Source organism: Eubacteriaceae bacterium Marseille-Q4139 (genome assembly GCA_018223415.1).
Taxonomy (GTDB): domain Bacteria; phylum Bacillota; class Clostridia; order Lachnospirales; family Lachnospiraceae; genus CABSIM01.
The window spans coordinates 1,875,900-1,895,514 of the sequence record JAGTTQ010000001.1 but is presented as its reverse complement, the minus strand read 5'-3'; the positions used below and the strand labels follow the sequence as shown (position 1 = coordinate 1,895,514).

At 53.6% G+C, this 19,615-nt stretch carries 20 protein-coding genes; 5 read left to right on the top strand and 15 right to left on the bottom strand.

What is annotated here, in order from left to right; genetic code table 11:
- Positions 1-57: 57 nt before the first annotated feature.
- The 12 genes from KE531_09115 to KE531_09060 all read right to left on the bottom strand — a co-directional run bounded on the left by KE531_09115 (position 58) and on the right by KE531_09060 (position 10,586).
- Complete coding sequence (locus tag KE531_09115) at positions 58-828, bottom strand: nucleoside phosphorylase (GenBank protein ID MBR9953767.1); 771 nt, start codon at positions 826-828, stop codon at positions 58-60.
- A 64-nt stretch (positions 829-892) separates the two neighbouring features.
- Positions 893-1,684, bottom strand: a complete 792-nt coding sequence (locus KE531_09110; GenBank protein ID MBR9953766.1) for an ABC transporter permease — start codon at positions 1,682-1,684, stop codon at positions 893-895.
- A complete protein-coding gene (locus KE531_09105) occupies positions 1,681-2,427 on the bottom strand; it encodes an ABC transporter ATP-binding protein (GenBank protein ID MBR9953765.1) in 747 nt (248 codons plus the stop codon). Before KE531_09105 ends, KE531_09110 begins: the two co-directional genes overlap by 4 nt.
- A gap of 13 nt (positions 2,428-2,440) precedes the next feature.
- Positions 2,441-3,178 carry an IclR family transcriptional regulator gene (locus KE531_09100; protein ID MBR9953764.1) on the bottom strand — a complete coding sequence of 246 codons (738 nt, stop codon included), beginning with the start codon at positions 3,176-3,178 and terminating at the stop codon, positions 2,441-2,443.
- A 609-nt stretch (positions 3,179-3,787) separates the two neighbouring features.
- Positions 3,788-4,708, bottom strand: coding sequence for a TDT family transporter (locus KE531_09095; protein ID MBR9953763.1), 921 nt, complete (start codon positions 4,706-4,708; stop codon positions 3,788-3,790).
- A gap of 24 nt (positions 4,709-4,732) precedes the next feature.
- On the bottom strand, positions 4,733-5,248 hold the full coding sequence (locus tag KE531_09090; GenBank protein MBR9953762.1) for a C_GCAxxG_C_C family protein: 516 nt from the start codon (positions 5,246-5,248) through the stop codon (positions 4,733-4,735).
- 223 nt (positions 5,249-5,471) lie between these two features.
- The gene (locus tag KE531_09085; protein ID MBR9953761.1) at positions 5,472-6,596 is read right to left on the bottom strand and encodes a hypothetical protein; all 1,125 of its coding nucleotides are present in this window, start codon (positions 6,594-6,596) and stop codon (positions 5,472-5,474) included.
- A gap of 22 nt (positions 6,597-6,618) precedes the next feature.
- Positions 6,619-6,816 (bottom strand): DUF951 domain-containing protein, encoded by a 198-nt coding sequence (locus tag KE531_09080; GenBank protein MBR9953760.1) that lies wholly within the window; start codon positions 6,814-6,816, stop codon positions 6,619-6,621.
- Between the two features lie 3 nt (positions 6,817-6,819).
- The gene (locus KE531_09075; GenBank protein ID MBR9953759.1) at positions 6,820-7,818 is read right to left on the bottom strand and encodes an aldo/keto reductase; all 999 of its coding nucleotides are present in this window, start codon (positions 7,816-7,818) and stop codon (positions 6,820-6,822) included.
- Positions 7,819-7,853: 35 nt separating this feature from the next.
- Positions 7,854-8,576 (bottom strand): NAD-dependent protein deacylase, encoded by a 723-nt coding sequence (locus KE531_09070; GenBank protein ID MBR9953758.1) that lies wholly within the window; start codon positions 8,574-8,576, stop codon positions 7,854-7,856.
- A 63-nt stretch (positions 8,577-8,639) separates the two neighbouring features.
- Complete coding sequence (locus KE531_09065) at positions 8,640-9,665, bottom strand: GNAT family N-acetyltransferase (GenBank protein ID MBR9953757.1); 1,026 nt, start codon at positions 9,663-9,665, stop codon at positions 8,640-8,642.
- A gap of 12 nt (positions 9,666-9,677) precedes the next feature.
- Positions 9,678-10,586 carry a DUF2156 domain-containing protein gene (locus KE531_09060; protein MBR9953756.1) on the bottom strand — a complete coding sequence of 303 codons (909 nt, stop codon included), beginning with the start codon at positions 10,584-10,586 and terminating at the stop codon, positions 9,678-9,680.
- A 537-nt stretch (positions 10,587-11,123) separates the two neighbouring features.
- Here KE531_09060 and KE531_09055 point away from each other — a divergent pair.
- Entirely contained in the window at positions 11,124-12,083 is a 960-nt protein-coding gene (locus KE531_09055; protein MBR9953755.1) for a bifunctional 4-hydroxy-2-oxoglutarate aldolase/2-dehydro-3-deoxy-phosphogluconate aldolase, read from the top strand.
- Positions 12,084-12,101: 18 nt separating this feature from the next.
- The gene (locus tag KE531_09050) at positions 12,102-13,127 is read left to right on the top strand and encodes a sugar kinase (GenBank protein ID MBR9953754.1); all 1,026 of its coding nucleotides are present in this window, start codon (positions 12,102-12,104) and stop codon (positions 13,125-13,127) included.
- Positions 13,128-13,243: 116 nt separating this feature from the next.
- Here KE531_09050 and KE531_09045 read toward each other — a convergent pair whose 3' ends face one another.
- Complete coding sequence (locus KE531_09045) at positions 13,244-14,122, bottom strand: LysR family transcriptional regulator (GenBank protein ID MBR9953753.1); 879 nt, start codon at positions 14,120-14,122, stop codon at positions 13,244-13,246.
- Between the two features lie 238 nt (positions 14,123-14,360).
- On the opposite strand from KE531_09045, the gene KE531_09040 reads away from it, so the two are divergent.
- Genes KE531_09040 through KE531_09030 form a run of 3 tightly spaced genes read left to right on the top strand, consistent with a single transcriptional unit; the run spans position 14,361 to position 17,030 of the window.
- Positions 14,361-15,092 (top strand): DUF5058 family protein, encoded by a 732-nt coding sequence (locus KE531_09040; GenBank protein ID MBR9953752.1) that lies wholly within the window; start codon positions 14,361-14,363, stop codon positions 15,090-15,092.
- A gap of 24 nt (positions 15,093-15,116) precedes the next feature.
- Positions 15,117-15,818: a hypothetical protein gene (locus KE531_09035; protein ID MBR9953751.1), complete on the top strand. Its 702-nt coding sequence runs from the start codon at positions 15,117-15,119 to the stop codon at positions 15,816-15,818.
- Positions 15,819-15,854: 36 nt separating this feature from the next.
- Complete coding sequence (locus KE531_09030) at positions 15,855-17,030, top strand: amidohydrolase (protein ID MBR9953750.1); 1,176 nt, start codon at positions 15,855-15,857, stop codon at positions 17,028-17,030.
- Between the two features lie 69 nt (positions 17,031-17,099).
- On the opposite strand, the gene KE531_09025 is transcribed toward KE531_09030, so the two are convergent.
- A complete protein-coding gene (locus KE531_09025; GenBank protein MBR9953749.1) occupies positions 17,100-18,497 on the bottom strand; it encodes a peptidoglycan binding domain-containing protein in 1,398 nt (465 codons plus the stop codon).
- A 209-nt stretch (positions 18,498-18,706) separates the two neighbouring features.
- Positions 18,707-19,552 carry a hypothetical protein gene (locus KE531_09020; GenBank protein ID MBR9953748.1) on the bottom strand — a complete coding sequence of 282 codons (846 nt, stop codon included), beginning with the start codon at positions 19,550-19,552 and terminating at the stop codon, positions 18,707-18,709.
- Between the last annotated feature and the right edge of the window lie 63 nt (positions 19,553-19,615).

Sequence of the window (19,615 nt, the reverse complement as noted above, 5' to 3'; positions counted from 1 at the left end):
TTCTCTCCTCCATCTTTTTTCTATAACCTCTCCGGGCGCCCTCTGGTGCCGGAAAAATTATTCCAATCCGTCTGCGTGCAGATACTCTCTGGAAAGCCGCGCGGACGCCGCCAGGGCCGTCTCACACATCTCTTTCTGAGCCGCCTCATTGTCCACGAGCCACTGATCCGTCACCCGGTTGCAGTGTACGGAACAGATGCTCCCGGCCAGCACGCCGTTTAAAGAGGCCAGCGTAAAAATGGTCTCTGCCTCCATTTCCATGTTGAGGACATTCCATTTCCGGTACTTTTTCAGCACTTCTTCTTCGTCATAATCCGTCTCAAAGGGCATTTTCCGCCCCTGTCCATGGTAGAAGGACCCCACGGAAACGCAGATTCCCATGGCATAGCTGCGGTTTAACTCCTCGCATGCCTTTTTTAAGCAATCCACCACCTCAAAAGAAGCGATAGCCGGGTATTCCGCCGGTGCATAGAAGCAGGACGAGCCGCCCATTCGGACAGCGCCCGTATTTAACACCATGGCGCCGCAGGGCACATCTTCTTTCATGACGCCTGTCCCGCCGATGCGGATCAGCGCCTTTGCTCCCAGGGCGATGAGCTGGATGACGGCGATCTCCGTAGATGGCGCGCCGATACCCGTTGAACAGACCGTGATTTTTACGCCTTCGTAAAAGCCGGTGCCTACGGTGTACTCACGGTTCTGGCTGACAATCTTAAAATCGTCCAGCATGTCCCGGAACATGGCAACGCGTCCCGGATCACCCGGCAGAAGGACAATTTCACCGATGTCGTCCTTCGTGCAGAGAATATGCGGCATTTTCCCGTCCATAGTTGGGGTTGATGCGGATGTATATTGACTCACAAACAATTCCTCCTAAAAATTTTTTATCGGCTTAAGCCTGTCCTTTTTTTGATTCGTGCCAGTACAAAAGCCGGTTTTCCAGCACATTCACGGCCTCATACGTCACAATGCCGAGAATAATCGTCACGATGATGCCGGCCAGAAGCATCGGCGTATCGTAGGTGGACGACGCAAACGTCAGAATGTAGCCCAGCCCCTGTTTTCCCGACATCCACTCGGCCACAATCGCACCGATGACAGCCTGGACAATGCCGACCTTCAGGCTGGCGAACAGCGCCGGAAGGGAATACTGCATTTCCACTTTGGAAAAGACCTGCCATCTGCTGGCCTTTAAAATTTTCATCAGGTTCCGCACATCCGGCGGAATCGACTCCAGGCCCAACATCATGCCGGACAGGACAGGGAACAGCACCATCGAGATGATAAGCACCACCTTCGATACCAGCCCGATCCCGAACCATACCACAAAAAGCGGAACTAGCGCAATTTTCGGCGCCGTTTGAAGGAAAATCAGATACGGCATCAGCATGGTTTTCAGCACATCAGCTTTTGTAAACACATATCCCAGAAGGATTCCAAGAAAGCTCCCGATCAAAAAGCCCAGAACCACCTCGTAAGCCGTCGTCCAGAGGTGCGGGTAAACGCTGCCGTCCATGAACATCTCTGTCAGGCTTTTTAAAACCTTGTCCGGCGCCGGAAGAATGTACGCAGGCACATCCTTTGCCGTCACATAAATCCACCAGATCAGAACAAAAACACCGATGGAAAGGACATATTCACCGGCTGTCCTCAGGCCTTTTTCTAATTTTCCGCCCCGTTTCATCCGATGATCCCCCTCAGATATTTGTTGAATTCTGAGAACCTCGGGTCATTTCTCGTAGCCTCTCCCCTCGGTCTCGGAAGGTCGATGGTGACAATTTCTTTCACGCGGCCCGGCCGCGGGGACATGACGATAACCCGGTCGGAAAGGAAGGCGGCTTCTTCGATGCTGTGGGTGACAAAGAGAATGGTCTTCTTCGTCTTCTGCCAGATCTTTAAAAGCTCTTCGTTCAGATGGTCTCTCGTCAGCGCATCCAGGGCGCCGAAGGGCTCATCCATCAGAAGAAGCGGTGCGTCGTAGGACAGGGCGCGCACGATGGAAACCCTCTGCTTCATGCCGCCGGAAAGCTCCCTCGGAAGCGCTGTCTTAAATTCCGAAAGCCCCGCCAGCTCCAAAAGCTCGTCCAGCTTCTCCTCGTTTTCCTTTGTCTGCTTTTTCTGGATCACGAGAGGGAATTCCGCATTTTCCCGCACATTTTTCCACGGAAGCAGCACGGAATCCTGAAACACGAACCCCATCTGCTGATCGGCGCCGTCCTTGTATTCGATGGTGCCGGAGGTAGGCTTGTCCAGGTTCCCGATGATCTTAAGAAGCGTAGACTTTCCGCAGCCCGACGGCCCAATAATGGAAATAAACTCTCCCGGCCGGATCTGGAGGTTAATATCTTTTAAAGCAACCGTATCATCCTTTAAAAGATTGGTGTAAATCTTGTTCAGTCCTTTCAGTTCAACGCTGTACTCGCTCATGTCTGTCCTCCCTCTATCGGATCGCAGAAGAAATTTCTTCCGCACAATGCTTCAGTTCCCGGATCCGCTCTGCGAGAGACTCGCCGTCGGTTTCCTTCATCGTTGTAAACGCCAGTGCCGCTGCCGGCTCACCGTTGATGTCAAAAATCGGGCAGGCGACTCCCTGGATCCCCATCTGGAGTTCTTCGTCAATCATCGCATAGCCCTGGCTCCTGATCCGCTCCAGCTCTTCATTCAGCTCTTCCATGGATGTCTTCGTGTAAGGTGTCGTCTTCGTCCGCGTCTCCTGCTCTAAAAGTTCAAAGGCCCGCTTCCGATCCATGTACGCGGCAAAAACACGGCCGGCGGAAGTGGAATACAACGGCATTTCATATCCGATTTTTACCATATACATGTTGGAGTCCTTCCGTTCGGAAATCGCAATATTCATGACTGACCGCGCCTCCATCACACAAAGCACCACGTTCCTGTCAATTTTTTCAGCCAGTGCTTTCATATAAGGCCGGGCAGTCAGCGTCAGCGCGCTTCCCCTTGCGACTCCGGCTGCGATTCCGCAGATTTTATAGCCGAGGCGGTACTTCCTCGTCTCGTCATCCTGAAGCACAAAATGGTTGTCTTTTAGGCTTGTCAGAATTCTGTGGGCAGAGCTGGCCGGAATCTCCAGCTTTTCCGCCAGATCTGACACGGAAATCCCTTCCATATTTCTGCTCATGATCTCTAATGCCTTTAATGCACGGTCTACTAACTGCATCCCATTCCTCCCTCCGTATTGTTTTTTGCAGCCAATCCCTCCTGGCCGGCTGCGGTCTGTTTTTTCTCCCAGACGGTTTCATCCCGGCCTTTTTTCTATCACAAAACCCGGATTATTCCGTGTGGCAGAATATCATTCCTTTTATTGAAATAAGATAGCCCTATTCTAACATTTTGACTGATAAGAAGTCAATACGGGGGATGGGGATTTCTGGCGAAAAATACCTGGAAGAGGATTGTCAGCACACCTCGAGATATGTTATGATGAAAAAGGAACAACCGTGTCACTGCAAGGGCGTTGGCCTCCCCATCCTACATAAGAGGGGAGGTGGTGCGGATGAGCTTCGATTTCAAAGACCTTATGTCTTTCGGAATGTTTATCCTCGCATTGCTTACCTTTATTTTTAATAATCGTAAGTAACATTTTCTAAGTCCCAAAAATGGGCATAGAAAAACCACCCTTGTAAACTTGGCAGTTGAAGGGTGGAATTTCTATCCAAAACACAGGCCAACCCTCTGTGGACGGTTGTTCCTTTTATGTCTTAACTATAACACGAAAAAATGAAAAAAGCAAGTTTGAAAAAACAGCTGCATTCAGCAATCATCTCCCCTACTTCTTCCCCCCAAAAAGCATCTTCATAAAGCAGACATACACATAAACCATAAACGCCACTGCGATCACGGTCTCCACAACCACCACCGGCCCTAAAAACGGCATGGGACTTCCCAGTTTTGCCGCACAGGCCATGGCCTGTTTTGCGGCGATGGCGCTGATGACAAAGGGGAACGTGAAGGCCGCCATGCTGGGATAAAACGGAAGTTTCAGAAGAGAAACTGCCTTTATCAGGGCGAACACATAAAGAACCGTGGCGACGCAGAGCATGGCCATCAAAAAGCCAAGAGACTTCGGCGTCACCGACTGGACATATCCGGCCACGCACAGGCTGGTGGGCGCCGCATAAATACAGATCAGCGACTTTGCCGGCTCCGGCACTTCCTTAAATTTCACATAGCGGTATGTCACCAAAACAAGCAGTGCAATCAGGCAGACGAATCCGAACCAGAAGGCTACGCTTCCCACTGCCTCCATCCCATACGACGGAGCCGTAACCGCTGCGGCGACGATGCCCACATACACGATAAAGTAGCTGGCAAAAACCTTCTGCATCTGGAGTTTTAAGATAAACGTCACCGTAAAGTAAAGGATCAGCACCACATGCAGGGCAATGGCAAAAAGCCACACAAAATACGCCGCCTGCCCAATCCACGGCTTCACATATGCGCTGAGAAGCATGAGCGCCATGGGAAATGTCGCCGCCACGCTTGCCATGATGGGGTTTTTCATGTCCTCCATCACCTTGCCGGGAAACATCACAAGCTTTAAGAGAGCCAGAATTAACAGGAAGCCGGCAAAAATGCCGCACACGTACCGAATCCCCTCGGAGTAGCTCTGAAGAAGATTCCCCAGGGCGGCCATGCCCAGCATGACTCCGCAGATCGGAATCGGTACCTTTTGAATGATCGCTTTCATCCCCAATTCACCTTCCTCTGTTCTTTAGCTGCGGGGCGCCGGGCCGGCTTCCTCGTCCGTAGTCTTGATTCCCAGCTCGCGACAGACAATCTCCGCCACCTTCCATGCACAAAGGCCGGTGAAGTAGATGCACTGCTCCTTATGCTCGCCTTTTCCCATGTCAAACTCTCTTGTGAGCACACGGCAGCAGACAGCATTCTTTCCGTTATGTTCCTTAAACCAGTTGTGGAGCTCGTTGGAATAGGACATGCACTTATTGACATCCGGATCCTTCGGCCCCAGAGGCTCTGTCCGTCCGAAAATCATGCCGAGTGCCAGGATTCCGCCGTTTAAAGCGCCGCACATACAGCCGGAACGCCCTGCCCCGATGGACATGGCGGAAGCCATTCCGATCACTTCCTTCGGCACATCAATCTCAAAATTGTTCCGGATTGCGTCCATAACCGCCTCGCAGCAGAAAAATCCGCCTCTGTATGAGTTTTCCGCGTCTTTCTGCACCTTTCTCAGACTGACTTCCTTAGCCCCCATCTTTACGTTCATCATAGTACCTTCTCCTTTTCTCATGTAAATGATAGATGTATCGCTTGCAATTATCATTATAGTGACACACCCATTCTCCCACAATAAGGAAATCCTGATGGAATTTTCCGCATTCATCGAAAATTTCTATGCAGGTTTGGCCGGGCCTGCGCCAGCAAAAAGGGACGGCTCTGCGCACCAATTCTGGCCGCAGAGCCGTCTCTCATTGACTTCTTTTTCCTTCTTATTCCAGCGCCTGATACGTGTACCACGCCTTCTTCTTTGCAAGCGGCACCTCATCCTGCGATGCGTTGGGATCGCGGGTCCAGAGCCCGAATGCGCCACCGGCATCCTCCTGGGATTTTGCATCCACATGGCGGCTTAAATAGAAGCCGTCGATATACGGGTTCGCCTTCACAATCTCATATGCCGCCTTGATGGCCTCCGACTGGCGCTCCTCGCCGTTTTCACATGCCGACGTAAAGCCCTGTTCCGTGAGGATCAGCTTGCGGACGCTGCCGTCCGGCGCCAGCATATCTTCGCCCTGCATGTAATCCGTCAGCACATTGATGTTCTTCAAATTGATATTCGGTGTGTTCAAGTCAAAGGAAATCCCATCGTCATCCAAAAACTCCGGTTTCGTAAAGAAATGAACCGGGTATGCATGCCATGCGATGCCGTAATCCGTGTCCTTTAAAAGCGCATTGAGCTTCGGCAGGTAATCACGGACGGCATACCGGCCTGCATGTCTGTCCGTAGCGGCCCACCGCATGTCAAAGGGGATAAACACCCTCGCCTCCGGGTTCGCCGCCTTAATCTCCTCATAGAAAATCCGAAACGTCTTTGCATATCCGGCCGCGTGGGCATCCATGTCCATGACGCCGTTGTAATCCCAGAACTCCGCATCATTGACCTCGTTTCCGATGACCCAGTTGGAAACGGAATTGCTGTAATGGTTTGCCACCGTTCTCGCATATTCGCGGACAGCCTCTTCCCCCTCCGGCGTCTCCGTGTTGAAGGCATAGTTCCCGACGCCCTCCACCGGTTCAGAAACCGGCATCAAATCAGGATTCCGCGCGCCAAAATTGTTTAAAAGAATCATCGTCAGCGTAACGCCGTTTTCCCGGCAGTCCCTCGCCAGCGGATCAAACGCATTGACATTCTGGTAGGAAGCCAGGTTGCAGACCACCTGATCCACGCCAAGCTCCAGGATATCATCGAACAATTCCTGCTTCGAAATCAGCAGCCCCTTTTTGCTGGCCGGCTCCTGGTAAAAGGCAAACGACGTCATCGCTGAAGGAACTGCAAGGGCGCCGCAAAGCCCTGCGCATGCCAATGTCTTCCAAAACTTTCTTTCCCTTTTCCTCATGTACTTTTACCTCCCCAATCTTTTATCGCACCACAGTCCCGTCCGGTTTCCTTAACCCCCTTGTGTTTTTCTCCACAAGGCGCCGCGTCACCATAATCATATGGCCGCAGCCTAAGCACTTTAACCGGAAGTCCGCGCCGACCCGCAGGATTTCCCACTCCTGGCTCCCGCAGGGATGCGGCTTTTTCATCTTTACGATATCACCGACTTCATATACCATGCTCTACCCCCTGCCTTCCAGGATCCTGTCAATGTCACGGAGCTCCTCCGGCGTAAAGCCTGCGCCCCTTACGGACGCCAGGCTGTCATCAAGCTGCGCCGTGCTGCTTGCGCCCACGAGAACTGATGTTACCTCCGGCCGCCTCATGACCCAGGAGAGCGCCGTCTGGGCCAGTGTCTCGCCCCGCTCTTCTGCTATGACATGAAGCCTTCTTACCTTCTCAAGCTTTTCCTCCGAAAGGTACCGCTCCGCCACAGTCGTCCCGGCCCGCGAAGCCCTGGAACCGGCCGGAACCCCGTTCAGATATTTTTCCGTCAAAGCCCCCTGTGCAAGCGGCGAATAGCAGATGCAGCCGACGCCATGCTCGGAAAGCGCCGAAAACAGGCCGTCCTCCGGCCACCGCTCGAACATGTTGTACCGCACCTGGTGAATCAGGCACGGTGTTCCATTTTCCTTTAAAATCCGGACAGCTTCCCTTGTCTCTTCCTCTTTATAATTGGAAATTCCCGCATAAAGAGCCTTTCCGCTCCGCACCAGATCACTTAACGCTCCCATCGTCTCTTCCAGAGGCGTTTCGGGATCCGGCCTGTGGTGGTAATAAATATCCACGTAATCAAGTCCCATCCGCAGAAGGCTCTGATCCAGGCTGGCAAACAGGTACTTCCTGGAGCCCCAGTTCCCGTAAGGGCCAGGCCACATATCATAGCCGGCTTTCGTAGAGATAACCAGCTCATCCCGGTAAGCCCCAAGGCAGTCCCGCAGCGCCTTCCCAAAGTTCTCCTCAGCCAGGCCCCTCGCCGGATGGCCGTAGTTGTTTGCCAGGTCAAAATGCGTGATTCCCTTATCAAAAGCATGGCAGAGGAGCTCCTCCTGTTCCTTTAAGGGCTTTTCCGCCCCGAAATTCTGCCATAACCCAAGGGAAACCCGCGGAAGCAGAAGGCCGCTTTTCCCGCACCGCCTGTATTCTATTTCCTGATAACGATTCTCATCTGCCTGGTACATCCCTGCCGTCTCCTTTCCTCGATCTGCCATGTCTCCTACACGCCGGCCGCATCCCCGAGGACTTCCCCGATGCTGCCGCTGATGACAAGATTTGCGTATTCGTCCATAGGCGTCACCGATTTGTTGATTAAAACCAGCTTTTCCCCGCGGTAATAGTCGATGAGTCCCGCCGCCGGATAAACCGTCAGCGACGTCCCGCCCACAATCAGCACATCGGCCTCGGAAATGTATTTCACCGCTTTCATCAAAAGCTTCTGATCCAGGCTCTCTTCATAAAGCACGACATCCGGCTTAATCATGCCGCCGCACTCGCAGGTGGGGATCCCTTCCGACTTGAGGATCTCCTCCAGCCCGTAAAACCGGCCGCACCGCGTGCAGTAATTCCGGAGCACCGAGCCGTGGAGCTCTAAAACTTCCCGGCTCCCCGCCTTCTGGTGAAGCCCGTCGATGTTCTGGGTGATGACGGCCTTCAGCTTCCCTTCGGCCTCCAGCTTCGCAAGCGCCTTATGGGCACGGTTCGGCTCCGCATCCGGAAACAGCATCTTATTCCGGTAAAACCGGTAAAATTCCTCCGGCTTCCTCAGATAAAAGCTGCGGCTTAAAATCGTCTCCGGCGGATAATCGTACTGTTGGTTATAAAGCCCGTCCGTGCTGCGGAAATCCGGGATATTGCTCTCGGTGGACACACCGGCTCCGCCGAAAAATACAATATTCCTGCTCTCCGAAATCCACTGCTTCAAGGTTTCCCTCTTCTCCATAAAACCGCCCCTTTCTTCTCCGGCCGCCGCTGCCTGCTGCCAGGCCGGTATCACGCCGTCAAACTACACAACTTCGTCCAAAAATATGCCGTGAAACGGCTCAATGTACTCCCCGAAGGGCACCTCCTTTGCCTGCTCCGGGATCCGATAGCCAAAAAGCCACTGCACAAGCTCTGCGATGGAGAACACCGGCCCCCTGCCCTTGGAAATGAACCGGGAGGCCTGCGTCATCTCCGAACCGTCTTTTGTGAGCCGCCACAGCCATTCCCCCTGGTTCTGCGGCAGAAACAGGTCGTTGACCCCAATCTCCACGGTGATTTCTTCCTCGGGACATTCCTCCGAAAGCCGGATGGCCTTCACGAACTCCGGCAGGCAGATGATCCGCGCCATGATGGCCGGCTTTGTCCCCGCCAGGCTCCGGTACCGCTCCCCCGTGTACAGATAGCGCATCTCCCGCTCCGAGATCCCCCATTCGCTCTCCATGCCGATGAACCAGTCGTCGTCATAGATCAGGCGGCAGACCCCGTTTTCGCTGGCTAACTCCTTCTGCATCCTGAGAAGGTAGTCGGCATCCCGGACGGCGAACACCTCAAACTGGCGGTTCAGCCAGGCATTCTGCCACTCCGCCAGATCGCCTGCCAGCGTTTCTTCCTTCCATTCCTCACGTCTGAGTCCAGGACTGTATTTCAACACCCACCGCGGCTGATCGTAGATGAACCGGAAATCAAAGGGAAGATAGATGGACTCCCTGGCCGGCATCAGGAACGTAAACGGCATCTGCTCCTCATACATATCGCGGAACATGGCAAGCAGGAGACTCCTCATGTGCCCTTTGTGCCGCTCCGTCTCCGCCGTGGCGACGGCAACGATGTAATCGCAGGCATGGACTGTGCCGCGCATGGCAATCCGGTAGGGATTCCTGTGAAGCATCGCAATCACCTCCCCGTCTTTTTCGCTGACGAGAACGCGGTTGTCCTTCATCTTCTCTCTGAAATAATACTGCCGGAAAGCCCTGGAATCCTCCGGGAACGCCTCCGCCCAGAGTTTTTCGCATCTTCCCTTTTCTTCGGGTGCCAAATAACGTACCATTTTTGTCTCCAATTATCCTATCTGTTTTATACGGAATTTCTTCGCAAATCCCATGGGGGCGTACGACATCTTCGCCTGCCTGAGCCCCGGAAGCCCCATGTCGTCCTCCCGGTTCACAATCTCGGCCTCCGGAAATTCGTGAATCAAAAACTGCTGGTTGATGTACTGGTAAAGTCCGCGGAACTCCGGGTTCGCCTTCTCGATGTGGATGATCGCCATCTTTTCCCCTGCGTTGTATGACCCGATGGAAAAGGCTTCCAGCATGCCGTCCACAAAAATGCCGCCCATCCTTACGTTTAACAGGCTGCAATTCTTTAAGATCTCGTGGATTCCCGCCACCTCATAGTCCAGGTGCCCCTCCACCTCCTGACCTTTCTGCTCACGCCATTTGTCGAGGAACTCCCACACCTCATGGCTGTCGGAACAGCAGAGCGTCCTGTACTCGGACCGCTCCCCGAAATTCTTTTTAAAATAGTTGAGATGGTTCTTCTTTTTATGAAGCTCCTTGCCGGCCAGGGTTTTTAACGCCTCTGCGCTGTAAAGATAGTCGCGGCTGTCGAAAAGCTCTGTCACCGAATATTTTTCCGGCGGCAGGTTTAAGTACGTCACCGCCTCTTCATCCGCCAGATAAATCTCCAACGGAAGCCCGAGTTCTTCATTAAAATACTGTTCCAGTTCCTTAAAATACTCCGGCATGTCCTCCAGGCGGCCCACCGGCAGCGACGCATACCGCTTTCCGTGGATCGTCATGACCCAGAGCACAGCCCTGTCGTCCCGCACCGAATACCGCACGTCGTAGTATTCCCGCCACAGGAAATTGTCCAGGATCACGCTGTCGCAGGTGTTGTCATGGCGAAGGCAGTAAAACCTCGTCAGCTTCTCAATGTCTTCCGCTTCCAATCGTTTAAATTCTATCTGCATAGTTACCTCATTTTCTTCTTTTGCAGCCCTGACGGCTGTCTTTCTCTCTGACGTTCCTCTGCGGTTATTCTGCCGTGTCCGCTTCGCGGCCACGTGCCTCCGGCGGATTTAAACGCCCGGCTTTCCTCGTCATTTTACCCTCTCGACTGCCGTCTCGATGGGGTTTCTCGTCAAATGCGGCTTCATGCAAGCATGAGCCGCACTTTCCTCGTTATTTTACCCTCTCGACTGCGTCTCGATGGGTTTTCTCGTTAAATGCGGCTTCATGCAAGCATGAGCCGCACTTTCCTCGTTATTTTACCACATTTTCCCCTCAATGGGAAGGCGGAATTCTTCCTGATATTTTCTCCGTTTTTTCCTGCTCTGATGCAGCAAAAAGACGGTTTTCTCTATTGACATTTAATGCCCAGGGAGTATAATCAGTAGTAGTTAAGACCGCAATACGGAACATGGTTTCGCATTGTGAAACCGACATCTAAAAATGAACTTACTGGAAAAAGAGCATAATAAAAACAAAAAGTAAAGGAGAATGGAACCATGCATGAAGTATTAGAAAAGATCCAGAAAATCGGTATTGTCCCGGTTGTTGTGCTGGACGATGCAAAAGATGCGCTTCCGCTTGCCAAGGCGCTCTGCGAGGGCGGCCTTCCCTGTGCGGAAGTAACCTTCCGGACGGCTGCTGCCGAGGAGTCCATCCGCATCATGGCAAAAGAGTGCCCGGAGATGTTAGTGGGCGCCGGAACCGTCCTGACCACCGAGCAGGTTGACCGTGCCGTAAACGCCGGTGCAAAATTCATCGTAAGCCCGGGCTTAAATCCGGAAGTTGTGAAATACTGCATCGAAAAAGGCGTGCCGGTAACTCCCGGAACCGCAAACCCCAGCGACGTGGAGGTTGCCCTTTCCCTCGGCCTTGAGGTCGTAAAATTCTTCCCGGCAGAGGCTGCCGGCGGCCTGGAAATGATTAAGGCTATGGCTGCCCCCTACACGACCATGAAGTTCATGCCCACCGGCGGCATCAACGCAAAGAACATCAACAGCTACCTTGCCTTCGACAAGATCCTGGCATGCGGCGGAAGCTGGATGGTAAAGAAGGACCTGGTAACGGCAGGCGACTTCGATAAGATCCGTGACCTGACGAGAGAGGCTGTCCAGACTATGCTTGGCTTCGAGCTTGCCCATGTGGGCATCAACTGCGCAAACGACGCTGAGGCAGAGAGCACCGCAGACGCTTTCGACGGCCTGTTCGGCTTCACGAAGAAGGTCGGAAACAGCTCCGTATTCGCCGGAACAGCCGTAGAGGCCATGAAGACTCCGGGACGCGGCGCACACGGCCACATCGGCATTGCAACCAACTCCGTTGCAAGGGCAAAGAACTATCTGGAAATGATGGGCTATTCCTTCGATGAGTCCACGGCAAAATATAAGAACGGCAAGATGACCGCAATCTATCTGTCCAAGGAAATCAACGGCTTCGCCGTACATCTGATGCAGAAATAAAGAGAAGGAGAAAATATCATGGCAAAGAGAGTCATTACATTTGGTGAAATCATGCTCCGGCTTGCTCCGGAAGGCTACTATCGTTTCGTTCAGGCAACCTCCTACGGTGCTACCTACGGCGGCGGCGAGGCCAACGTGGCAGTTTCCCTTGCAAATTACGGCGTTGACGCTGCTTTCGTTACAAAGCTCCCGAAGCACGAAATCGGACAGGCTGCCGTAAACGCATTAAGACAGTTCGGCGTTGATACCTCCGCTATTGCCCGCGGCGGCGACCGTGTCGGCATCTACTTCTTGGAGAAAGGCGCTTCCCAGAGACCGTCCAAGGTAATCTATGACCGCGCTCATTCCTCCATTTCCGAGGCGACGGCCGAGGACTTCGACTGGGCTGAGATTTTCAAAGGCGCTGACTGGTTCCACTTCACCGGAATCACCCCGGCCCTCAACGACACCGTTGCAGCCATCTGCCTGGAAGCCTGCAAGAAGGCAAAAGAGCTTGGCCTCACGGTTTCCTGCGACTTAAATTACAGAAACAAGCTCTGGTCCAAGGAAAAGGCCGGCCAGGTTATGGGCGAGCTCTGCAAATATGTGGATGTCTGCATCGCCAATGAAGAGGACGCTTCCGACGTATTCGGCATCAAGGCCGCAAACACGGACGTTACGACCGGTACCGTAAACCACGAGGGCTACAAGGACGTTGCAAAGCAGCTTGCTGACCGCTTCGGTTTCTCCAAGGTTGCCATCACGCTCCGCGAGTCCATCTCCGCCAACGACAACAACTGGTCTGCCATGCTCTACGACGGCACCGGCTACTACTTCAGCAAGAAGTACGCCATGCACATCGTTGACCGTGTGGGCGGCGGCGACAGCTTCGGCGGCGGCTTAATCTACGCCTGCTTAAATGACTACGACGCACAGGGCACCATCGAATTCGCCGTAGCTGCATCCTGCTTAAAGCACTCCATCGAGGGCGACATGAACATGGTTTCCGTGGATGAAGTAAAGAAGCTTGCCGGCGGCGACGGTTCCGGCCGCGTTCAGAGATAACGCTTCCAACCCCATTTGCCTTTTGGGCAGTTTGATTCCTCAATATACAAAACCCCAGGGGCTCTGCGGCTGCCAACTCGCAGAGCCCCTGGGGTATTTTTATCCGTATCTTTCTGTTACGCTCCCTGCAAAAATCTCAAAAATTTCCTCTCCCGCTCCGTCAGGCGGTAATTTTTCCCGATCACATAGCTGGACAGCAGATACCTGTCCTTCCCGGAAAAGGGCACCATCACAAGCCCGGGCCGCCTGGACGCATTTCTCCGGAAGGCCATGACGGCCAGATATTCCCCGCTTTGGAGGGCGTCGTAAAAACTCCCCCTGTCAGATACCTCCAGAAGCTTTGCAGAACGGCCGATATTCAAAAAATCCAGATAACGCATGGAACTGGCATCATCATAGGACACATGAGGATGGCGTCCCAGCTCCTCGCAATCGATGGATTCCCGTGACGCAAGCGGGTGATTTTCTCCCATGATGGCATAAAGCTTCAGCGGAATAAACAGCTCCCGCATCGAAAGCCCCATCTCCTGAGCCATGTTCTGGTACCGCTTTGCCCTCTCCTCGGCGTAAAAGACAATGCCGAGGCTGCTCTCACCGGCCATCACCGACTGCATGACCTCCTCATTCCCCATCTCCTTAATCTTGTCGGCAAGCTGTTTTTCGGCAGACGCCCGGAACTGGAGAAATTTATCCATAACCAGTGTGGAATAGTAGCTGGAAATATTTAACTGTTTTTCCTCTGCCTGGGAACCGATTTCCCGGATTTTTTTTAGCTCCAGAAGAATGAGCTGCGCGCTGGCAAGGAACCGTTCCCCCTCCGGAGTCAGGGTAAGCCCGGCAGGCGTGCGGTTAAAAATCTTATAACCCAGCTCCCGCTCCAGGCCGTTAATCATACTGCTTAAATATGGCTGCGAAAGAAAAAGCTGCTGAGCGGCCCGGCTTATGGAACCATATTTTGCCGCGGCCGCGGCATATTCCAGATGGTTAAAGTTCATAATCGCTCCCTCCGTACAAAAGGCAGGCACATGGTATAAGGAATCACTTATACCACGCATGGAATTGGGAATATGTAAAAATGCACAAGGCATGCTATACTTTTATCAAATTAAATGTACAAAACAGACGATGAAAGGGCGGTGAATTCCTATGGATCCGAGCGCACTCATAGATATTTCTTATTATATAAAAAGTCACCAGTAATTGCAAACAGCAAAACCGAACAGGGGGAAGAAAATGAAAGATTATTTAACCATCGCAAACTCACCAGTCATGTTCCTGCTCTGCGGCATCGTAATTTTGTATGTCCTCGGACAGTCCGTTTTTTTCATGTACCGGGCGTGGAAACGCGGAAAGGAAATCGGACTTACCGAACAGAAGATGAAAAGCGTCATCACCGGAAGCGCCCTGTTTTCCATCGTGCCCAGCATCCCGATTTTAATTATCCTCGTGATGCTCATGTCCGTGCTCGGGAAATATTTCCCGTGGCTCAGGCTGTCAGTCATCGGCTCCAGCTCCTATGAGAACGTGGCCGCCAACATCGCAGCCCGCTCCTTCGGCCTTCTCTCCTACACCGACGAGGGCTACAACGCCTCCATCTTTGTGAGCACCATGTGGGCCATGTCCATCTGCATCCTCTATGAGCCGCTTCTCGTGATTTTCGGCCAGAAAAAGCTGGATAAAGGCATGACCACCCTTCGGAAAAAGAAGCCGGTCATCTATAACCTTTTAATCGACGGCGTGTTCATCGCCATGATGGGCTGGTTCTGCGCTCCCTACATGACCTACTGGACGGAAAAACCCGAGCAGATCCTGGCGCTGGCCGCGCTCGTGACGGCTGCTGCCGCAGCACTTCTCTTCAACTGGCTGGCAAAAAAGACAGGAAAACATTTCCTGACGGAGATGTCCTTCCCCGGCGGAATGCTGTTCGGCATGCTCGGATCCTATATCGTCAATCTGATTCTTTAATCTGCGCCGAAAGGAGATATGGAAATGGCAAACAGACAAGAGAAAAATTCCCAGGAAGCCTATACAAACGCAACCCACAAAATCGGAAAAATCAGCGACACCATTGCCGTCCTTTTAATCCTCATGGTTCCGGCCGTCATCACTTTCCTTTACGCCGGCGACATCGAGATCCAGTTTTCCAACACCATCAGCGCCATCATCACCCTGACGGCCATATACGGCGTCGTCAGCGTCGTCGAGGTGGTGTCCTACTCGCCGTTCCTCGGTTCCGGCGGCACCTACCTTTCCTTTATTACCGGGAACATCATGAACATGAAGCTTCCGGCCGCCACCAACGCCCTCCGCGTCAACAACGTGGAGCGGGGCACGGAAGAAGGCGAAATCATCACGACTCTCGCCATCGGCGCGTCGTCCATCGTCACCACCCTGATTTTGTTCCTCGGCATGCTGTTTCTCGGAAACATCCTGGTGCCCATCATCACAGGCCCGGCCCTTGCACCGGCTTTCGACAACGTGACCCCGGCCTTAACAGGCGCCCTGGCCGCCCCATATTTCATGAAAAACAAGAAGTTAAGCACTCCGACCATCATCGCGGCATGTCTTTTATACCTGATTCTCGGTTACGGCTTCATGTCTGCAAATTACAGCTATTTTATGCTTGGCTTCATCGTCGTCAGCTTCCTTTGCTACCTGCTGCTCTATAAAGTGGGATACATAAAGGAATAGGCAAAGCCCAAAAAGGGCAGAAAGTGAGGAAATTCTATGAATGATAACCTGTTAAAAGAAGCGCAGTCCATGAAAGAACAGCTTATCGCGTGGAGGCGCAGCCTCCATAAAATCCCGGAGGTCGGCCTTGCCCTTCCGAACACCATGGCTTTTATAAAAGAACAGCTTGATGTCATGGGCGTAACGTACCAGGCTTACGACGACTGTTCCTGTATCGTCGCGCAGATCGGAGCCGGAGGAAAGTGCTTCCTTTTACGAAGCGACATGGACGCGCTGCCCATGGCAGAGGAGTCCGGCGAGCCCTTTGCGTCGGAAAACGGCTGTATGCACGCCTGCGGACATGACCTGCACGCGGCAACGCTCTTAGGCGCGGCCAAACTCCTAAAAGCCCATGAAAATGAGTTAAACGGCACCGTAAAGCTCTTATTCCAGTCCGGCGAGGAAATCTTTGCCGGCGCCAGCGCAGCCATCGGCCGCGGCGTCCTGGAAAATCCCCATGTGGATGCGGCCTTTGCCATGCATGTGGCCTCCACGCTTCCGGCAGGCGCCGTCATGTACGGCCCCTATCCCATGTCCTCGGTGTACGGCTTCCGCATCACCCTGACGGGAAAAGGCGCCCACGGCTCCACGCCGCAGCTCGGCATCGACCCCATCAATACCGGCGTCCATATTTACTTAGGGCTCCAGGAGCTAATCGCCAGGGAAATTTCTGCCACCGACGAAGCCAGCCTCACCATCGGCCGCTTTGACGCCGGGAAGGTCTCCAACGTAATCCCCGAGCGCGCCGTCTTAGAGGGCACTCTGCGTACCTTCAAGCCTGCGGTGAGGGAGATGCTGATGGAACGCATCCATCAGGTAGTGAACCAGGTGGCCGCTGCCTACCGCACCGAGGTGGAATTCGAAGTCTTAAGCGACGTCCCGGCTTGCGCCTGCGACGAAGCCCTGAATCAGGAAATTGCGAACAGCATTCATGACATGGACGAGACGCTCCGGATTCTCCCCATTTATCATGTCATGGGCTCCGAGGACTTCGCTTTCTTCACAGAAAAAGTGCCCTCCAGCTACTTTGGCATGGGTGCCGCCGTGGAGGACAAGACGAAATGGAAGAGCCACCACAACCCGAAGGTAGTCTTTAACGAAGACTGCCTGGCGACGGCTGCTGCCATCTACGCAAAAGCGGCTATGGACTGGCTTTCTGCACATTGCTCATAAACCGCCTGCCAATATACTCTCAAAATCCTGAAAAGGCCCTGCGGATCCGTTTTCCCGCAGGGCCTGATTTTATATGCCAGAAGATCCATGGCAGATCACCGGCATATTTTTATAGACATGCTCATAGACAATGGCCGCGGCGTCCGGCGGCAGGTTGATGCAGCCGTGAGAGCCGCTGTTTTTGTAAATCTCCCCGCCAAAAGACGAGCGCCAGTTCGCATCATGGAGCCCGATGCCGCCGTTAAACGGCATCCAGTATTTCACCGGCGTCTCATAGTCCTCACCGCGGAGTACCTTGTCCGTCTGTTTATAGTAGAGATAGTAGAGCCCGTCCGGCGTCGTCCAGCCCTTCGATACGTTTCCCGACACAAAAGGCGTATCGAGGATACAGCTTCCATCCTCGAAAAGATAGAGGTGCTGGTTTTTCAGATCCACTTCCACATACGTCGTCCCGTAGTCGTTCCCGCTGCGGCTGGCCGCCGTCTTTTCGTAAATCGGCTCCCGCTCCGTATTTTCACCGGCACGAATCGCCTGGATTAAGGCCTCCGTCTCGGCGGCCTGATTGATTTTCCAGCCGTAAGGCCCCGTCACCGTCACCTGATCCCCCTGTGCCGTCAGAAAATCATGCGGCATTCCGTAGGTATCATACTGATTTGCCAGCGTCTTCACATAGGCCGCTGCCTGCGCCTCGTCCACCAGGATCCCTGTCTCATCGGCGCCCTCAAGCCAGCGGCAGATCTCGCTGCCCTCCAAAATTTCTTCCGTATCTCCAAACACATACGTCACCGACATGTCGGCGCACCGGTTCATGGCATCGCAGAGGCTTATAAGGCCAGGATCATCCGCGTGCACCTTCACGGTTTTATAGCAGTCGGTGCCCGAAAGCTCCAAAACCTCTGCCCCGGCCCTTAACGCGCCGCCGACAGCGGCTTCCAGCTTTTCCACGTCCAGGTCATTCCCCTGTACCTCCGGCACGATCTCAAAAGCCATCCCCTCCCGGTAAGGCGTGATGGACGCATCCTTCGTCTCCCGCGCATTTTTCACAAAACTGAGCTTAAGAAGCTCCGCCCGCAGCCGCTTTTCATCATACTCTGCGGCCACCTCCACCTCATACCGGTTGTCCACGTCCGGCCCGCTTATGCGCCCGCCGTCATTTTCCGCCTGGAGAATCGCTTCCAGATCGCCTGTGACCTTTAAGCTGTACCCGATGTCCGTGTCATGGATCGTCTCCTGTTTCCCCTCCCGGTCCCGGATTTTTAACGTATAGCCTCCCTGGTAAAAAGACTCAATAAACGCCTTTGCCTCTTCTGCCGTCATTCCCGTGACGCCAAGGCCGTTGATGACCGTGCCGTCCACGAATCGATCCGTACTGTCCTCTGCCGCAAATGCCTGCCCGCCGGCTCCCGCCAGCCAGAAAGCCAAAAACGCCGCGGCAAAAAGACTGCGCTTCCAGGTTCCTCTTCTCATTTTATTCCTGCCTTTTTTTAAGAAATTTCCGGCTGCAATACGTTCACGGCGCAGCCATGCACATATTGTAGCCGGGACGGGTTTTTGTGTCAAGAGCGAGCCGTGTCGATGGAAGGGGACGGGGGCTGCCGGCGGGAAAGGAGACCTGTCACATAAAAATACCGCCGGAAGCAGAATCGCCCCGGCGGTATCACAATCTCATTTTATCTTTATTCCACCACACTCACAGCCGTAATATGCGGGTTCACGCCTTCATACCAGTAAAGGAAGCCCTCCATATCGACCGTCTGCCCGATCTCCAGGTTCTTCACTGCCGCATACACATCCGTCGTGCTGTCGCAGAGGTAGGACTCGATCACAAACGAATACGTCTCGCCGTCCTTGGAGACGTTGAAGTACAGATCGTCACCCTCGCTGCCGGAGCCGTCCCAGTTGTAAAGGAACGCCACATCGTTTCCGGCATCGTCCTGTCCGGCCGCCTCAACAGTCAGGCCCTTGAATGTCACGAACTGGTTCTGATGGTTGATGAGCTCGTCCGTTCCAAGAAGCTCTGTCGCGTCAAACGCCTCTGCAAGGAACGTATCGCCGTCCTCAACGAACTCAAAGGTGCCATCCATGATCTCCACTTCGCCGGACCACTCTGCCTTATAGCCGTTCACGCGGATCTTCGTTCCGGGAACCAGCTTCTCATAGTCCTCCTCGGAGCAGGCCACATTGTACACAAAATACGCGCCGTCCTGATCCTGGGTGTAAAGCGTAGCCTTGTCCTCCCACCAGGACTGCTTTGCCTGTACATACGTCTCGATCACCACGTTGGAATCCAGCTCTGCCGCCATGTACTCTTCATAGGACATCACCTCTGCCGCATCAGCAGCCTCTGTCTCCTCTTCGGAGCTTTCCGTTTCCGCAGCCGCCGTGGTTTCCTCCGCCGTCGTTTCTTCTGCTGTCGTCGTCTCCACAGCAGCCGTCGTAGTCTCTGTCTCCCCTGTTCCGGCACAGCCCGTAACGGCTAACGCCAGAGAAAGCATCAGAGCCATAGGAATCATTTTTCTCATAATCGTTCTCCTTTTTCAAATCAGAATTTTCTGCCGGCTCTCTCAATAAGAACCAACCTAATT

Bases quoted from the DNA above. Each gene is read 5' to 3' on its own strand.
- KE531_09115 (MBR9953767.1), bottom strand. From the start codon at position 828: ATGGACGGGAAAATGCCGCATATTCTCTGCACGAAGGACGACATCGGT.
- KE531_09110 (MBR9953766.1), bottom strand. From the start codon at position 1,684: ATGAAACGGGGCGGAAAATTAGAAAAAGGCCTGAGGACAGCCGGTGAA.
- KE531_09105 (MBR9953765.1), bottom strand. From the start codon at position 2,427: ATGAGCGAGTACAGCGTTGAACTGAAAGGACTGAACAAGATTTACACC.
- KE531_09100 (MBR9953764.1), bottom strand. From the start codon at position 3,178: ATGCAGTTAGTAGACCGTGCATTAAAGGCATTAGAGATCATGAGCAGA.
- KE531_09095 (MBR9953763.1), bottom strand. From the start codon at position 4,708: ATGAAAGCGATCATTCAAAAGGTACCGATTCCGATCTGCGGAGTCATG.
- KE531_09090 (MBR9953762.1), bottom strand. From the start codon at position 5,248: ATGAACGTAAAGATGGGGGCTAAGGAAGTCAGTCTGAGAAAGGTGCAG.
- KE531_09085 (MBR9953761.1), bottom strand. From the start codon at position 6,596: ATGAGGAAAAGGGAAAGAAAGTTTTGGAAGACATTGGCATGCGCAGGG.
- KE531_09080 (MBR9953760.1), bottom strand. From the start codon at position 6,816: ATGGTATATGAAGTCGGTGATATCGTAAAGATGAAAAAGCCGCATCCC.
- KE531_09075 (MBR9953759.1), bottom strand. From the start codon at position 7,818: ATGTACCAGGCAGATGAGAATCGTTATCAGGAAATAGAATACAGGCGG.
- KE531_09070 (MBR9953758.1), bottom strand. From the start codon at position 8,576: ATGGAGAAGAGGGAAACCTTGAAGCAGTGGATTTCGGAGAGCAGGAAT.
- KE531_09065 (MBR9953757.1), bottom strand. From the start codon at position 9,665: ATGGTACGTTATTTGGCACCCGAAGAAAAGGGAAGATGCGAAAAACTC.
- KE531_09060 (MBR9953756.1), bottom strand. From the start codon at position 10,586: ATGCAGATAGAATTTAAACGATTGGAAGCGGAAGACATTGAGAAGCTG.
- KE531_09055 (MBR9953755.1), top strand. From the start codon at position 11,124: ATGCATGAAGTATTAGAAAAGATCCAGAAAATCGGTATTGTCCCGGTT.
- KE531_09050 (MBR9953754.1), top strand. From the start codon at position 12,102: ATGGCAAAGAGAGTCATTACATTTGGTGAAATCATGCTCCGGCTTGCT.
- KE531_09045 (MBR9953753.1), bottom strand. From the start codon at position 14,122: ATGAACTTTAACCATCTGGAATATGCCGCGGCCGCGGCAAAATATGGT.
- KE531_09040 (MBR9953752.1), top strand. From the start codon at position 14,361: ATGAAAGATTATTTAACCATCGCAAACTCACCAGTCATGTTCCTGCTC.
- KE531_09035 (MBR9953751.1), top strand. From the start codon at position 15,117: ATGGCAAACAGACAAGAGAAAAATTCCCAGGAAGCCTATACAAACGCA.
- KE531_09030 (MBR9953750.1), top strand. From the start codon at position 15,855: ATGAATGATAACCTGTTAAAAGAAGCGCAGTCCATGAAAGAACAGCTT.
- KE531_09025 (MBR9953749.1), bottom strand. From the start codon at position 18,497: ATGAGAAGAGGAACCTGGAAGCGCAGTCTTTTTGCCGCGGCGTTTTTG.
- KE531_09020 (MBR9953748.1), bottom strand. From the start codon at position 19,552: ATGAGAAAAATGATTCCTATGGCTCTGATGCTTTCTCTGGCGTTAGCC.